Annotated in this window: 15 protein-coding genes and 1 pseudogene; 7 read left to right on the forward strand and 9 right to left on the reverse strand. The window is 67.1% G+C overall.

From position 1 onward, the window contains the following. Positions 1-10: 10 nt before the first annotated feature. On the forward strand, positions 11-502 hold the full coding sequence (locus AC5P56_RS17285; RefSeq protein ID WP_014646227.1) for an REP-associated tyrosine transposase: 492 nt from the start codon (positions 11-13) through the stop codon (positions 500-502). Between the two features lie 92 nt (positions 503-594). Here AC5P56_RS17285 and AC5P56_RS17290 read toward each other — a convergent pair whose 3' ends face one another. The 3 genes from AC5P56_RS17290 to AC5P56_RS17300 are packed head-to-tail and all read right to left on the reverse strand — an operon-like array spanning position 595 to position 2,614. Further along, positions 595-1,545, reverse strand: a complete 951-nt coding sequence (locus tag AC5P56_RS17290; RefSeq protein WP_134808572.1) for an aspartate carbamoyltransferase catalytic subunit — start codon at positions 1,543-1,545, stop codon at positions 595-597. 15 nt (positions 1,546-1,560) lie between these two features. Continuing rightward, entirely contained in the window at positions 1,561-2,055 is a 495-nt protein-coding gene (gene ruvX, locus AC5P56_RS17295) for a Holliday junction resolvase RuvX (RefSeq protein WP_049440988.1), read from the reverse strand. After that, a complete protein-coding gene (locus tag AC5P56_RS17300; protein WP_014646224.1) occupies positions 2,048-2,614 on the reverse strand; it encodes a YqgE/AlgH family protein in 567 nt (188 codons plus the stop codon). The genes ruvX and AC5P56_RS17300 overlap by 8 nt, the downstream gene beginning before the upstream one ends. Before the next feature lie 91 nt (positions 2,615-2,705). Here AC5P56_RS17300 and AC5P56_RS17305 point away from each other — a divergent pair, with 91 nt between their 5' ends. Both AC5P56_RS17305 and AC5P56_RS17310 read left to right on the forward strand, forming a co-directional pair. Beyond that, the gene (locus tag AC5P56_RS17305) at positions 2,706-4,493 is read left to right on the forward strand and encodes a DUF4153 domain-containing protein (RefSeq protein ID WP_164077237.1); all 1,788 of its coding nucleotides are present in this window, start codon (positions 2,706-2,708) and stop codon (positions 4,491-4,493) included. Beyond that, positions 4,490-5,035, forward strand: coding sequence for a DNA-3-methyladenine glycosylase I (locus AC5P56_RS17310; RefSeq protein WP_134808574.1), 546 nt, complete (start codon positions 4,490-4,492; stop codon positions 5,033-5,035). Before AC5P56_RS17305 ends, AC5P56_RS17310 begins: the two co-directional genes overlap by 4 nt. Before the next feature lie 60 nt (positions 5,036-5,095). On the opposite strand, the gene AC5P56_RS17315 is transcribed toward AC5P56_RS17310, so the two are convergent. Both AC5P56_RS17315 and AC5P56_RS17320 read right to left on the reverse strand, forming a co-directional pair. Next, on the reverse strand, positions 5,096-5,803 hold the full coding sequence (locus tag AC5P56_RS17315) for a YitT family protein (protein ID WP_014036228.1): 708 nt from the start codon (positions 5,801-5,803) through the stop codon (positions 5,096-5,098). Between the two features lie 110 nt (positions 5,804-5,913). Continuing rightward, positions 5,914-6,126 (reverse strand): DUF4287 domain-containing protein, encoded by a 213-nt coding sequence (locus tag AC5P56_RS17320; protein WP_495231829.1) that lies wholly within the window; start codon positions 6,124-6,126, stop codon positions 5,914-5,916. Between the two features lie 298 nt (positions 6,127-6,424). Between AC5P56_RS17320 and AC5P56_RS17325 the strand changes: the two genes are divergently transcribed. Beyond that, a complete protein-coding gene (locus AC5P56_RS17325) occupies positions 6,425-7,321 on the forward strand; it encodes a LysR family transcriptional regulator (protein ID WP_134808575.1) in 897 nt (298 codons plus the stop codon). Positions 7,322-7,383: 62 nt separating this feature from the next. Here the strand turns inward: AC5P56_RS17325 and AC5P56_RS17330 are convergent, their stop codons facing one another. The 3 genes from AC5P56_RS17330 to AC5P56_RS17340 form a co-directional block, all read right to left on the reverse strand. Then, positions 7,384-8,367, reverse strand: a complete 984-nt coding sequence (locus tag AC5P56_RS17330; RefSeq protein ID WP_227864277.1) for an aldo/keto reductase — start codon at positions 8,365-8,367, stop codon at positions 7,384-7,386. Between the two features lie 121 nt (positions 8,368-8,488). Then, the gene (locus AC5P56_RS17335) at positions 8,489-9,583 is read right to left on the reverse strand and encodes a PilT/PilU family type 4a pilus ATPase (protein WP_049411044.1); all 1,095 of its coding nucleotides are present in this window, start codon (positions 9,581-9,583) and stop codon (positions 8,489-8,491) included. A 146-nt stretch (positions 9,584-9,729) separates the two neighbouring features. After that, the gene (locus AC5P56_RS17340; RefSeq protein ID WP_004147099.1) at positions 9,730-10,767 is read right to left on the reverse strand and encodes a type IV pilus twitching motility protein PilT; all 1,038 of its coding nucleotides are present in this window, start codon (positions 10,765-10,767) and stop codon (positions 9,730-9,732) included. Between the two features lie 87 nt (positions 10,768-10,854). Here AC5P56_RS17340 and AC5P56_RS17345 point away from each other — a divergent pair, with 87 nt between their 5' ends. Both AC5P56_RS17345 and proC read left to right on the forward strand, forming a co-directional pair. Beyond that, positions 10,855-11,532 (forward strand): YggS family pyridoxal phosphate-dependent enzyme, encoded by a 678-nt coding sequence (locus tag AC5P56_RS17345; RefSeq protein ID WP_069117541.1) that lies wholly within the window; start codon positions 10,855-10,857, stop codon positions 11,530-11,532. Positions 11,533-11,550: 18 nt separating this feature from the next. Beyond that, positions 11,551-12,372 (forward strand): pyrroline-5-carboxylate reductase, encoded by an 822-nt coding sequence (proC, locus tag AC5P56_RS17350; protein WP_014646216.1) that lies wholly within the window; start codon positions 11,551-11,553, stop codon positions 12,370-12,372. A 59-nt stretch (positions 12,373-12,431) separates the two neighbouring features. Here the strand turns inward: proC and AC5P56_RS17355 are convergent, their stop codons facing one another. Further along, on the reverse strand, positions 12,432-13,307 hold the full coding sequence (locus AC5P56_RS17355) for a LysR family transcriptional regulator (protein ID WP_014646215.1): 876 nt from the start codon (positions 13,305-13,307) through the stop codon (positions 12,432-12,434). Between the two features lie 71 nt (positions 13,308-13,378). Between AC5P56_RS17355 and AC5P56_RS17360 the strand changes: the two are divergent. Beyond that, a pseudogene (locus AC5P56_RS17360) lies at positions 13,379-14,008 on the forward strand (short chain dehydrogenase); the annotation flags it as partial. Positions 14,009-14,037: the final 29 nt, after the last annotated feature.

Genomic DNA, 14,037 nt, shown 5'->3' on the forward strand with positions numbered 1-14,037 from the left:
TGCTTGCTCCATGCAGAACACACGTCTCCTGCTCGGTCGTCGCTCCAGCATCGGCCTCAGCTATATCCTCACCGCCGTCGTCCATGACCGCGCGCCGCTCTTCACCAACGCCGCAGCGGCCGCCTTGGCAGTCCGCGAATTCCAGCGACTGGATCAGGAAGGCTTCACCCGCTCGATTGCGTACGTGGTCATGCCCGACCACATCCACTGGCTGGTCGAACTACGTGCGGGAACGCTGGAAACCGTCATGAAGCGTTTCAAGTCGCGCACAGCCCAGCAGGCAAACCGGTTGCTGGGGCGAGTCGGGCGCTTCTGGCAGGCCTGCTATCACGATCATGCGATCCGCTCTGACGAATCGTTGCACCGGCGTGCGATGTACCTGATGGGAAATCCGATCAGGGCCGGACTGGCGACGCGGCTTGGGCAATATCCCCATGCATGGTGCGAATGGGAGCTTGGGGCTTCGTGTGATCCGCTCGACAACTTGGGCGCGGATGGATAGTGCCAACCAAGGTTGGCATCTACCAGAGCGGTGCGCGGACAAGCCGCGCGGCAAGTGTGTCAACCAAGGTTGACACCTACCAGAGCGGGTGGTCAGCCCAGCAGGGTTTCCAGCACGGCCATGCGCACGGCGACGCCGTTGGCGACCTGGCGCAGCACCCACGACTGCGGGCCGTCGGCCACGTCGTCGGTCACTTCCACGCCGCGGTTGATCGGGCCCGGGTGCAGCACCGCGGCATCCTTGCCGGCGCGCGCCAGGCGCTCGCGGGTCAGGCCGTACTGGGCGTGGTACTGCTCCAGCGACGGCACCAGGCCTTCTTCCATGCGCTCGCGCTGCAGGCGCAGCATCATCAGCGCGTCGATGCCTTCCAGCATCGCGTCGAAATCATCGCCGACCACGCAGCCCTTCAGGGTCTCATCGTCCGGCAGCAGCGACTGCGGGCCGCACACGCGGATCTCACCCACGCCCAGCGTGCGCAGCGCATGCAGGTCGGTGCGGGCCACGCGCGAGTGCTTCACGTCGCCGACGATCACCACTTTCATCTTCGAGAAATCCGGGCCCTTGGCCTGGCGCAGGGTCAGCATGTCCAGCAGGCCCTGGGTCGGGTGCGCGCTGCGGCCGTCACCGGCGTTGATCAGTGCGGTGCCCTCGCCCGCCGCTTCTGCCAGTGCGGCTACCGCGCCATCCTCCGGGTGGCGCACCACGAAGCCGCGCACGCCCATCGCTTCCAGGTTGCGCAGCGTATCGCAGGCGGTTTCGCCCTTGCGGGTGGACGAGGTCGAGGCATCGAAGTTGAGCACATCGGCGCCCAGGCGCTGCGCGGCCAGCTGGAATGAGCTGCGGGTGCGCGTGGACGGCTCGAAGAACAGCGTGCACACCGCCGAACCGGCCAGCACGTGGCGCTTGTTGCCGACGCGGCCGACTGCGGCATCGCGGATCTGACCTGCCCGGTCAAGCAGCTGCAGCAGGGTCCCGCGCGGCAGGCCCTCCAGGGTCAGCAGGTGGCGCAGGCGTCCGGAGGCATCGATTTGCTGGGCGGTCATGGCGGTGTCGGGCAGTCAGGGAATGGGGGTGGCGTCGTCGGGGGACGACAGCCAGCGGTCGATGATCACCGCCGCGGCCACGGCATCGAGCGCGGCCGCATCACGGCGGCGCTTGCGCCCTTCGGCGCGCTCGACGGCGAAGCGGCGGGCGGCCTCGACCGAGCTGGAACGCTCGTCGATCATCACCACCGGCAGCTTGAAACGTTCCCGCAGCTGGCGGGCGAAGCCCTGTGCGCGCTTGCGGTTGGGTTGGTCCTGGCCGTCCAGGGTCAGCGGGTCGCCGACCACCAGGCCGTCGGGCTTCCATTCCTTGAGCAGGCGTTCGATCGCGGTCCAGTCCGGGCCATTGCCGTGCACATCGACCACCGCCACCGCGCGCGCATGCGCAGCGAAGGCACTGCCGATGGCCACGCCGATCCGCCGCGAGCCGACGTCGAAACCCAGAACGGTGCCGTCACGGCGGATCGCCGGGGCAGCAGGAGCCGGTACGGGCGTGGCCGGCTCAGACATGGCCGCTGTAGTCGGTCAGCCGGAACAGGTCCACGCCGATGCGCGAGGCCGCACCCTGCCAGCGCTGCTCCAGCGGCAGCTGGAACACCAGCTCGGCATCGGCCGGCACGGTCAGCCAGCTGTTCTCGGACAGCTCGCTTTCCAGCTGCCCTGCGCCCCAACCGGCACAGCCGAGGGTGACCACGGCATTGGCCGGGCCTTCGCCACGCGCCATCGCTTCAAGGATGTCGCGCGAAGTGGTCAGGTACAGGCCGTCACCCACGATCAGGCTGGAATCCCACGCGCGCGCGTCGTCATGGATGACGAAGCCGCGCTCGGGATGCACCGGGCCGCCGTTGAGCACCATGCGCGCCTGCAGGTCGCCGTCACCGGTGGTGATGTCCATCTGGGCAAGCACTTCACCCAGCGTGTACTCGGAAGGCTGGTTGACCAGCACGCCCATCGCCCCGTTCTCGTCGTGCTGGCAGATCAGCGCGACGCTGCGGGCAAAGGTCGCGTCGAGCAGCGACGGCAGCGCGACGAGGAGGTGATCGGCGAGGGAGGTCGGCGTTACAGGCATGGTCCCATTCTACCTGCTGGGGGCGGGATGGTCGCGCAATGGCGGCGAACCGCGATGGGCTAGGATGGTGCTTTGCCATGGAAGGTCATCGATGCAGTCTTCATCGCCCCTGACCCTGCCGGCACGCAGCGCCATCGTCCTGATTGCCCTGCTGCAGGGTCTGATGCTGTATGCCGCGCAGGAACTGTCCGATGCGTGGCCGTTCCGCGATATCGGCTGGCGCTACTGCTGGTACGCCTGGGTGCTGGCCATTCCCAGCGCGGTGGCGCTGAGCCTGGTCGAGCTGGGCCAGCGCCGCCTGTGGCTGCAGGCCGTGCTCGGCTCGGCGGTGGTGCTGGCGCTGGCCGCTTGGATCGGCTGGAACCTCACTGGCGAGACCGCGCTGGAGTCGAGCGCGCTGCAGTTTCCACTGACCCTGGGCATGGCCGTGGCGGTGTTCGTGGTGCTGCCCTGGTGGCAGTTCCAGCTGCAGCACGGGCATTGGCGCGCCAGCTACCCCGAGCTGTTCGAGCGCGCCTGGCAGAACGGTTTGACCCTCGCCCTGGCGGCACTGTTCACCGGGCTGACCTGGCTGCTGCTGTGGCTGTGGGCGGCGCTGTTCCAGCTGCTGGAGGTCACCGTCTTCCGCGACCTGTTCCGCCAGGATGCCTTCATTGCGCTGGCTACCGGCAGCCTGGCCGGGTTCGGCGTGCTGATCGGGCGCACCCAGCACCGCGCGATCCAGATCACCCGCCAGGTGCTGTTCGCGATCTGCCGCGGACTGCTGCCGCTGCTCTCGTTCATCGCCGTATTGTTCGTGCTGAGCCTGCCGCTTACCGGGCTGGAACCGCTGTGGAAGACCCGCTCGGCCGCCAGCCTGCTGCTGGTGCTGTCGCTGTTGCTGGTGACGTTCACCAATGCGGTCTACCAGCAGGGGGACGACACCGCGCCCTACCCCGTCGTGCTGCGCCGTCTGGTTGAAGCCAGCCTGCTGGCGCTGCCGGTCTACGCCGCACTGGCGCTGTACGCACTGGGGCTGCGCGTGGTGCAGTACGGCTGGACCGTGGACCGGTTCTGGGCGGTACTCGTCGCAGTGGCCGTGGCCGGCTATGCCGTGGGCTACGCGCTGGCGGTGCTGCGCCGGCAGCGCCGCTGGTTGCAGATGCTGGAGCCGGTCAACCGCTGGATGTGCTGGGCGGTGCTGGCACTGGCATTGCTGGGCAACTCGCCGCTGCTGGACCCGGTGCGGCTGACCCTGTCCAGCCAGCTGGCGCGCCTGCGTGCGGACCCGCCCGCGATCACCAGCAGTGACGTCAACGTGCTGCGCTTCGATCTTGGCCACCGCGGTGTGCGGGCGCTGCGCGAACTGCAGCGTGATCCAGCCATCACCGCCGATGCCAACGCGCCACAGGTGATCGCTGCCGCGCTGGCACGTACCTCGCGCTGGGATGACGGCCAGCGCCTCGACAAGGGGCCGCAGGACGTCGTCGCCCTGCAGCGCGCGCTGAAGCTGGCCAAGGGATCCAGCTCGCCACCGGACGACTGGTGGCAGGCACTGGCCACGCGCGCGATCGATGGCGAATCCTGCGCCCAGAGCGAGCGCGACTGTCTGATCGTGCATCGCGACCTCGACGGCGATGGTACCGGCGAAGTGCTGCTGTGCGAGCTGTACACCATCCGTGGGCCGGACTGCGTGCTGTACGCACGTGGCAGGGACACCCACTGGCGCCGGGCCGGTTCGCTGTTCGGCACCGCCAGCGGCCAGGCCGAGGCGATCAACCAGGCGCTGCGTGATGGCAAACTCACTCTTGAACCGCCGCGCTGGCCGATGCTGTCCATTGGTGGGCGCCCCGCAGTGGCCATCGATCCCGAACCCGAATCCAGCGAGTCTTCCCCATGAGCGGCTACTGCCTCATCGCCCCGGGCCATCCGGTGCACGACTACTACCACGCCAACGAGTACGGCTTCCCGCAGCGTGACGAGGGCGAACTGTTCGAGCGGCTGGTGCTGGAAATCAACCAGGCCGGGCTGAGCTGGGAGACGATCCTGAAAAAGCGCGAGGGCTTCCGCGCGGCCTATGACGGCTTCGATGTCGACCGCGTGGCGGCCTATGCCGAGCAGGACATCGAGCGCCTGCTATCGGACGCGGGCATCATCCGCAACCGGCTGAAGGTACTGGCCGCCATCCACAACGCGCAGGTGATCCAGCGGCTGCGGGCCAGTCATGGCAGCTTCGCGGCGTGGCTGGATGCGCATCATCCGCGCAGCAAGGCCGACTGGGTGAAGCTGTTCAAGAAGACCTTCCGCTTCACCGGTGGCGAGATCACCGGCGAGTTCCTGATGAGCCTGGGCTACCTGCCCGGCGCGCACGCCGAGGATTGCCCGGTGCATGCGCGGCTGCTGAAGCTGTCGCCGCCGTGGTTGCAGGCCGCCGTCCGCTGAGGGATCTCCGCGCGTGGATGCCGGTAGTGCCGGCCGCTGGCCGGCAACCCCGTTGAACGGTCACACGCCCATGTAACGGCCGGGGCGGTGGTTGAACATCAGCACCAGGCTGAGCACCACCGCGCCGATGGCCGAGTACAGCACCTTCGATGGCGACAGCACGAAGAACGCGGCTACCATCAGGCAGGCGTCGTAGGACATCTGCACCTTGCCGGCGCTCCAGCCTCGGGTGCGCTGCAGGTATACCGCCAGGATGCCGATGCCGCCAAGGCTGGCGCGGTGTCGGATGAAGAACAGGATGCCGAGGCCGGACAAGGCACCACCGACGATCGCCGAATACAGCGGGTTGATGTGCGAGAAGTCGATCCAGCGCGGCAGCAGGTCGGTCAGCACGCCACAGGCGGTGACCGCAGCGAAGGTCTTCAGGGTGAATTCCCAGCCCATGCGCCGCAGCGCCACCCAGTAGAACGGCAGGTTGACCAGCACGAACACCAGGCCGAAGTTCCAGCCCATCGCGTAGTGCAGCAGGAAGGCCATCCCCGCCATGCCGCCGATCATCAGCCCGCCCTTGGCGAAGATGGCCAAGCCCAGCGAGGCCACCATCGTGGCCAGCACCATGCCCTGCACGTCCTCGGCGATCGAGTGACGCAGCGCTTTTTCGTCGGCGGTGGTGCCAGCACTGTCGGGCGGCGGGGTCAGCGGACCGGCGGTGACCAGGTGGCCGTCAGCGTCGTCGCACGGCGCGGGGCCATGGGAAGGAAGGGACATGCGGTGGGGGAACAGCAGGTGGGGAGCGGTATTAGACACGATCTGCATGACAGTTGCAGATGAAATCGTTCAGCTGAATGCGCCTCGCACTGCCCCCGGCTCGGCGCTGCTCAGCCCTTGCCGGCCAGATGGTGAGCCACCAGTGCGTTGGCATGGCCATGGCCCAAGCCATGTTCACTCTTCAGGAAGCTGACCAGTTCCATGTGTTTCAGGCCCTTCTTCCCGGCCAGCAACCCGAACCAGTGCGCCACCGGCTGCCCGTAGGTCTTCTCGATGGAGGGGAAATACGAGGCCAGGCCTTTCGGCTTGGTGTCAGTGCTCATGTGCAGCTCCCGTTGAAGTCATTCATTCGACGAACCACAGACGCAGAAATCGACACACCCAAACGTCCGACCCCGCCTCGCCCGACAGGCCGCAGCCAACTGTCGAAGGCGGGGTGGGTCCGGTTGAGGGGGTGTGAGCGGCATGGATGCCGCGACCAAGCCCCCATGGATGGGTTTACGGCGTCCCCCTCAACCGGGCCCACCCCGCCATCTCACGGATAGCCAGTTTTTGAAGTTGACGTGGCCGTTGACGTTGCTTCGGCAGGTGCCGGGCGCAGCCCGGCCGTATCATTCCAGCATGCCCCGCGAAAACCTCAACGACCTGCAGGCCTTCGTCCACGTTGCCCGCGAGGGCAGCTTCACCCGGGCCGCCGCCCAGCTGGGCGTGTCCCAGTCCGCGCTCAGCCATGCCATGCGCGGCCTGGAACAGCGCCTGGGCGTGCGCCTGCTGACCCGTACCACCCGCAGCGTATCGACCACCGAAGCCGGTGCCCGCCTGCTCGACACCCTGGGCCCACGCCTGGCCGAGATCGAGGACGGGCTGGCCGCACTGGCCGAGTACCGCGAACGCCCGGCCGGCACCATCCGCATCAATGCCACCGGCCATGCCGCCGAGTACATCGCCTGGCCGCGGCTGGCACCGCTGCTGCAACAGTATCCGGATTTGAAGGTAGAACTGGCTGCCGACTACGGGCTGGCCGACATCGTGGCCGAACGCTACGACATCGGCATCCGCCTCGGCGAGCGCCTGGCGCGCGACATGGTCGCGGTGCCGATCAGCCCGCCGCTGCGCATGCGCGTGGTCGGTGCACCCAGCTACTTCCGCCAGCACGTGGTGCCGCAGCATCCGGACGACCTGGCCAAGCACAACTGCGTGACCCTGCGCCTGCCTACGCATGGGGGACTGATGCCGTGGGATTTCGGCCAGGATGGCAACGAACTGAGTGTGCGCGTTGGCGGGCAATGGACGTTCAACACCATGGGCATGACCCGCGCCGCTGCGCTGGCCGGCAGCGGACTGGCCTGGCTGCCGGAAGACCAGGTGCAGCCGATGCTGGACGATGGCCGCCTGCAGTCGGTGCTGGACGACTGGTGCCCGCACTTCGATGGCTACTACGCGTACTACCCGTCGCGCCGCCACATCACCGTGGCGATGCGCACGGTGCTTGATGCGCTGCGCGGGCCGCTGGGGTGAGGGTCGAGGCGTGCGGACCAACGGTCCGCACCCACCACCAACGGTCCGCACCCAGCTGGTGATCAGCCCTTGGCCTGCGCAGCACGCTGCGCGTTGTAGCGCTCGCCGACGATCGACACTTCGTCCAGCGCCTGTGCGATGCGTTGCAGCTCCTCCGGTGCCAGCTGCAGGTCGGCCGCGCCCAGGTTTTCTTCCAGGCGATGGATCTTGGTGGTGCCTGGGATCGGCACGATCCACGGCGCCTGTGCCAGCAGCCAGGCCAGCGCCACCTGCGCCGGCGTCGCGCCCCGTGCTGCGGCAATCGTACTGATGCGATCCACCAGCGCCTGGTTGGCGCGGCGCGCCTCCACTTCGAAACGCGGAACGCTGTTGCGGAAATCGTTGGCATCGAAGGTGGTGTCGGCGTTGATCGTGCCGGTGAGGAAGCCGCGGCCAAGCGGGCTGAATGGCACGAAGCCGATGCCCAGCTCCTGCAGCGTCGGCAACAACTCGCGCTCCGGTTCGCGCCACCACAGCGAGTACTCACTCTGCACGGCGGCAACCGGCTGCACCGCATGCGCGCGACGCACGGTGGCAGCGCTCGCCTCGGACAGTCCGAAGTGGCCGACCTTGCCTTCGGCGATCAGGTCGCGCACGGTGCCAGCCACATCCTCGATCGGCACGTTCGGGTCGACGCGGTGCTGGTAGAACAGGTCGATATGGTCGGTGCGCAGGCGCTTGAGGCTGGCTTCGGCAACGGCACGGATATTCTCGGGGCGGCTGTCCAGGCCGTCATCGGTGCGCGCGCCCTTGAATCCGAACTTGGTGGCAATCACCAGCCTGTCGCGGTAGGGCGCCAAGGCCTGGCCGAGCAGGTCTTCGTTGGTGTACGGGCCGTACACTTCGGCGGTATCGAAGAAGGTCACGCCGCGCTCGACGGCAGCGTGCAGCAGGGCGATGCCCTGGCTCGGTTCGACCGGCTGGCCGTAGGCATGGGTCAGGCCCATGCAACCCAGGCCCAGGGCGGAAACCTTCAGGCCGCTGCGGCCGAGTTCACGTGTCTGCATCGTCGTACTCCAGAGGGGGAGTGCTGACGATACGCCTGCAGCGGCGATGGATTGAGCCGGTTGGACGGCAGTCGGTCATGACTGGAATTCATCAATCCGGCCATGACCGATGCCGGCCGGGTCAACGGATTTCGGAGATCTCCACCCCATCCAGCCCCTGCGACAGGGTGCGCGCGTCGCCGCCCTGGCTGAGCTTGATGCGCAGGCGCACCTCGTTCTGCGAATCGGCGTAGCGCAGCGCGTCCTCGTAGCTGATCTCGCCGGCCTGGTAGAGCTCGAACAGGCTCTGGTCGAAGGTCTTCATGCCCAGCTGGACCGAGTCCTTCATCACTTCCTTCAGCTTGTGGATCTCGCCGTCGCGGATGTAGTCCTGCACCAGCGGCGTGCCCAGCAGGATCTCCATCGCCACCTTGCGCGAGCGGCCATCGGGCGACGGCACCAGCTGCTGCGCGACCACGCCCTTGAGGTTCAGCGACAGGTCCATCAACAGCTGGTTGCGGCGGTCTTCCGGGAAGAAGTTGACGATGCGGTCCATCGCCTGGTTGGCATTGTTGGCATGCAGCGTGGCCAGCACCAGGTGGCCGGTTTCGGCGAACGCGATGGCGTGGTCCATGCCTTCGCGGGTACGCACCTCGCCGATCATGATCACGTCCGGCGCCTGGCGCAGGGTGTTCTTCAGCGCGGCTTCCCAGCTGTCGGTATCGATGCCGACCTCGCGCTGGGTGATGATGCAGCCCTCGTGCTTGTGCACGAATTCGATCGGGTCTTCGATGGTGATGATGTGCCCGGTCGAGTTCTGGTTGCGGTAACCGATCATCGCCGCCAGCGAAGTCGATTTACCGGTACCGGTGGCACCGACGAACAGGATGATGCCGCGCTTGGTCATCGCCAGCGTCTTGATGATCGGCGGCAGGCTCAGCTCTTCCACGGTCGGAATGCGCGTCTCGATGCGACGCAGCACCATGCCGACCTGGTTGCGCTGGTAGAAGCAGCTCACGCGGAAACGGCCGACACCGGACAGGCCGATGGCGAAGTTGCATTCGTGGGTCTTTTCGAATTCCTCGCGCTGTGCCGGGGTCATCACGTTGAGGACCAGGTCGCGGCTCTGCTGCGGCGTGAGCGGGGTCTGGGTGATCGGCGAGATCTTGCCGTTGACCTTCATCGCCGGTGGCATACCCGCAGTGATGAACAGGTCCGAGGCGCGCTGGTGCGCCATCAGCTTGAGGAACGAAGTGAAATCGATGGTGGTCGCGGTGGTGTTCACGGCGGGCTCCCGGAAAGCGGTTTACCAGGTAACGGTCGGTGGAGGAAACAACACGGAGCGGCCGCGCCATTGCGCGCGCCGCCCGTCGCTGTCCCGCCTTACTCGAACAGGCGCTTGTCCTTGGCGTACTCGCGGGCCTGGTTGCGGGTGATCAGGCTGCGCTTGACCAGGTCCTGCAGGTGCTGGTCCAGGGTCATCATGCCGTACTGCTGGCCGGTCTGGATGGCCGAGTACATCTGCGCCACCTTGTCCTCGCGGATCAGGTTGCGGATGGCCGGGGTGCCGACCATGATTTCCCACGCCGCGGTACGGCCGCCGCCGACCTTCTTCAGCAGTGCCTGCGAGATCACCGCACGCAGGGACTCGGACAGCATCGAACGCACCATCGGCTTTTCGCCCGCCGGGAACACGTCGATGATACGGTCGATGGTCTTGGCCGCCGAACTGGTGTGCAGGGTGCCGAACACCAGGTGGCCGGTTTCCGCGGCGGTCAGTGCCAGGCGGATGGTTTCCAGGTCGCGGAGTTCGCCCACCAGAATGATATCCGGGTCCTCACGCAGTGCCGAGCGCAGTGCTTCGTTGAAGCCATGCGTGTCACGGTGCACTTCGCGCTGGTTGATCAGGCACTTCTGCGAGGTGTGCACGAATTCGATCGGATCCTCGACGGTGAGGATGTGGCCGTATTCGTTCTTGTTGATGTAGTCGATCATCGCCGCCAGCGTGGTCGACTTGCCCGAACCGGTCGGGCCGGTCACCAGGATCAGGCCCTGCGGCTGCTGGATCACCTCGCGGAACAGCGGCGGGCAGGCCAGGTCCTCGAGGGTGAGCACCTCGGACGGAATGGTACGGAACACCGCACCGGCGCCACGGTTCTGGTTGAACGCGTTCACACGGAAGCGCGCCAGCGACGGGATCTCGAAGGAGAAGTCCACTTCGAGGAATTCCTCGTAATCGCGGCGCTGCTTGTCGGACATGATGTCGTACACCAGCGCATGGACCTGCTTGTGGTCCAGGGCCGGGATGTTGATCCGGCGAACGTCGCCGTCCACGCGGATCATCGGCGGCAGGCCTGCGGACAGGTGCAGGTCGGACGCTTTGTTCTTTACGGAAAACGCCAGCAGTTCGGCGATATCCATGAGCGGCTACTCCCCAATAACGGCTTCGACTGGAAGGATCTTTCCCCGGGCGGCAGTATAGCCTCCTGATTCAACGGAACGCGTTACGTGGCCACTCCCCTGCCCCAGATCCTGAGCAACCTGCATGCCGCCGCCGAGGCGGCCGGCCGGCCCGATCCGCGCCTGCTGGCCGTTTCCAAGACCCAACCGGCCGAGGCCGTGGCTGCGCTGGCCGCGCAGGGCCAGCAGGCCTTCGGCGAGAACTATGTGCAGGAAGCGCTGGCCAAGATGCAGGCGCTGCAGCACCTGGCGCTGGAGTGGCACCTGATCGGCCACCTGCAGTCGAACAAGGCCGAGGCCGTGGCCACCCACTTCGATTGGGTGCAGAGCGTGGACCGGCCCAAGCTGGTGACGGCGCTGGCGCGCCATCGCCCGGCAGCGCGTGGTCCGCTGAATGTGCTGATCCAGGTCAACATCGACGATGAATCCAGCAAGCACGGCTGTGCGCCGGAGGATGTCGAGGTGCTGGCCGCTTCGATTGCCGCCGAGCCCACCCTGCGCCTGCGTGGCCTGATGGCGATTCCCGCGCCATGGCCCGAGGCGGAACGCCGTCGGGATGCGTTCGTGCGCATGCGCACACTTTTCCAGTCGCTGGCCGCCCAGCACGCGCAGGTCGACACGCTGTCGATGGGCATGAGCAGCGACTACGCCGACGCCATCGCCGAGGGCGCCACTTTGGTGCGCATCGGCACCGCCCTGTTCGGCGCGCGTCCTCGCCCGGCCTGATCTTGCAAGGAGAGTTTCATGACAGCTGATTCCATCACCTTCATCGGCGGCGGCAACATGGCGCGCAGCCTGATCGCCGGCCTGATCCGCCAGGGCGTGCCCGCCGCACACATCCACGTGGCCGAACCGGTTGCAGCACTGCGCGAGTCGCTGGCCACGGATTTCGGCGTGCAGGTGCACGACAATGCCGCCGATGCCGCCGCACAGGGCCGCACCTGGCTGCTGGCGGTGAAGCCACAGGTGCTGCGCGAGGTCTGCCAGTCGCTGCAGGCACTGGCCCAGGCAAGCCGGCCACTGGTGGTGTCGATCGCCGCCGGCATCACCAGCGCGCAGCTGGAACGCTGGCTGGGTGGCAACCTGCCGGTGGTGCGTGCAATGCCCAACACGCCGGCCCTGCTCGGCGCCGGCGTGACCGGCCTGTATGCCACGCCGTCGGTGGATGCACAGCAGCGCTCGCAGGCCGAACAGGTATTGGCCAGTGCCGGCCGTACCGTGTGGATCGAGCGCGAGGCGCTGATGGATTCGGTCACTGCCGTGTCCGGCAGCGGGCCGGCCTACGTGTTCCTGCTGGCCGAAGCGATGGAAGCGGCGGGCATTGCCCAGGGCCTGCCGGCCGACGCCGCGCGCACGCTGGTGGTGCAGACCCTGCTGGGCGCCTCGCGCATGCTCGATGAAGCCGGCGAAAGCCCGGCCGAGCTTCGCCGCCGTGTGACCTCGCCGAACGGCACCACCCAGGCCGCGATCGAGAGCTTCCAGGCCGGAGGTTTCGAAGTGCTGGTGGACAACGCGCTGCGTGCTGCGCAGGTGCGCGGGCAGGAATTGTCTGCGGCGAATGATTGATCCCGATGTGTGCCGACCAACGGTCGGCACCTACCATCATCCACGCATGGCGTGGATGCTCATTGCCCAAATGTGGCCATGACGAAATCCACGAAGCACTGCAGCCGCGGGCGCGGCCGTCGATCCGGCAGGTAGATCAGATGCATCGGTCGCGGTTCGGGCAGGTAGTCGCGCAGCAGCGGCTTCAGGCGCCCTGCTGCGATCTCCCCCGCCAACAGCGCGGTGGGCTGCAACACCAACCCGGCCCCGGCCACGGCGGCTTCGCGCAGCGCGAACCCGTCGTTGCAGGTCAGCCGCGCCTCCCAATCCACCTGTTCACCGTTGGCCAACTGCCAGCCATGGCCACCACGCCAGGCAAGATGGCTCAGGCAATCATGCCCCTGCAGGTCCGCCGGCGTGCGTGGCGTGCCGCGCCTGCGCAGGTAAGACGGCGCCGCGCACAGGCTCATCGCATACGGCGGCAGCGGCCGCGCCACCACCTCCTGCGATGGCAACGGCCCGACCCGGATCGCCACGTCGAAGCCGTCCTCGATCAGGTCCACACGGCGGTTGCTCAGATCCAGTTCGATGTTCAACTGCGGCTGCGCGCGCAGCAGGCCGGCCAGCTGCGGCGCCAGCACGCAGCTGCCCCAGGTGGTCGGCGCACTGACCCGCAGCAGGCCACGCGGCTGTACCTGCAGACCGGCCACATCGGCCTCGGCCTGCTGCACCTGCTCCAGCACTTGCCGGCATCCGGCCAGATAGGCGCTGCCGGCTTCGGTCAGGCGCTGGCGGCGGGTGTTCCGTTGCAGCAGCGCGGTACCCAGATGCGCCTCCAGCTGCTGGATGTACTTGCCCACCATCACCGCCGAGACCTGCAGCTGTTCGGCGGCGCCGGCGAAGCTGCCACGCTCGGCCACGGCAACGAAGGCCTGCATGCATCGAAGGGTATCCATTACTAATCCTTAGTTAGGAATCTGCGAATCATACGCCGCTTACCTAACCCCATTGTGAGGGCGCAGACTGCGCTCACTCCCTTACGCAAGGAACGGCCATGAAGATCCTCCTCGTTGGTGCCAGCGGCACCCTCGGCCAGGCAGTCGCCCGCCAGCTCGGCCAACAGCATCAGATTCTCGCCGCCGGCCGCAGCAGCGGCGAACTGCGCGTGGACCTGACCGATGACGCCAGCGTCGCCGAACTGTTCGCACGTACCGGCCCGGTCGATGCGGTGATTTCCACCGCCGGCAAGCTGCACTTCGGCCCGCTGCAGCAGATGACGCCGGCGCAGTTCAACCTCGGCCTGCAGGACAAACTGCTGGGCCAGGTGAGGCTGGCACTGGCCGCGCAGCATCATCTCAACAGCGGCGGCTCGATCACCCTGACCAGCGGCATCGTCAGCGCACAACCGATCCGCGACGGCGTCAACGCCACCTCGGTGAATGCCGCACTGGAAGGCTTCGTGCGCGCAGCCGCACTGGAGCTGCTGCCGCGCGGCCTGCGCATCAACGTGGTCAGCCCGAACGTACTGATCGAATCGATGGCCGCCTACGGCCCCTACTTCCCGGGCTTCGAGGCGGTAAGCGCACAGCGCGCGGCACTGGCCTTCCAGCGCGCGGTGGAAGGCATCCAGAGCGGCGAAACCATCACGGTCTGGTAAGAAAAAGGGGACGGAGGGGATTAAGTCGC

The organism is Stenotrophomonas sp. YJH_SMC_131 (genome assembly GCF_059367975.1).

Bases quoted from the DNA above. Each gene is read 5' to 3' on its own strand.
- AC5P56_RS17335 (WP_049411044.1), bottom strand. From the start codon at position 9,583: ATGGCGCACCAGCGCGCCTCGGACCTGTTCATCACTGCGGGTATGCCA.
- AC5P56_RS17330 (WP_227864277.1), bottom strand. From the start codon at position 8,367: ATGCAGACACGTGAACTCGGCCGCAGCGGCCTGAAGGTTTCCGCCCTG.
- AC5P56_RS17315 (WP_014036228.1), bottom strand. From the start codon at position 5,803: ATGTCCCTTCCTTCCCATGGCCCCGCGCCGTGCGACGACGCTGACGGC.
- AC5P56_RS17300 (WP_014646224.1), bottom strand. From the start codon at position 2,614: ATGCCTGTAACGCCGACCTCCCTCGCCGATCACCTCCTCGTCGCGCTG.
- AC5P56_RS17320 (WP_495231829.1), bottom strand. From the start codon at position 6,126: ATGAGCACTGACACCAAGCCGAAAGGCCTGGCCTCGTATTTCCCCTCC.
- AC5P56_RS17290 (WP_134808572.1), bottom strand. From the start codon at position 1,545: ATGACCGCCCAGCAAATCGATGCCTCCGGACGCCTGCGCCACCTGCTG.
- AC5P56_RS17355 (WP_014646215.1), bottom strand. From the start codon at position 13,307: ATGGATACCCTTCGATGCATGCAGGCCTTCGTTGCCGTGGCCGAGCGT.
- proC (WP_014646216.1), top strand. From the start codon at position 11,551: ATGACAGCTGATTCCATCACCTTCATCGGCGGCGGCAACATGGCGCGC.
- ruvX (WP_049440988.1), bottom strand. From the start codon at position 2,055: ATGTCTGAGCCGGCCACGCCCGTACCGGCTCCTGCTGCCCCGGCGATC.
- AC5P56_RS17325 (WP_134808575.1), top strand. From the start codon at position 6,425: ATGCCCCGCGAAAACCTCAACGACCTGCAGGCCTTCGTCCACGTTGCC.
- AC5P56_RS17310 (WP_134808574.1), top strand. From the start codon at position 4,490: ATGAGCGGCTACTGCCTCATCGCCCCGGGCCATCCGGTGCACGACTAC.
- AC5P56_RS17285 (WP_014646227.1), top strand. From the start codon at position 11: ATGCAGAACACACGTCTCCTGCTCGGTCGTCGCTCCAGCATCGGCCTC.
- AC5P56_RS17340 (WP_004147099.1), bottom strand. From the start codon at position 10,767: ATGGATATCGCCGAACTGCTGGCGTTTTCCGTAAAGAACAAAGCGTCC.
- AC5P56_RS17305 (WP_164077237.1), top strand. From the start codon at position 2,706: ATGCAGTCTTCATCGCCCCTGACCCTGCCGGCACGCAGCGCCATCGTC.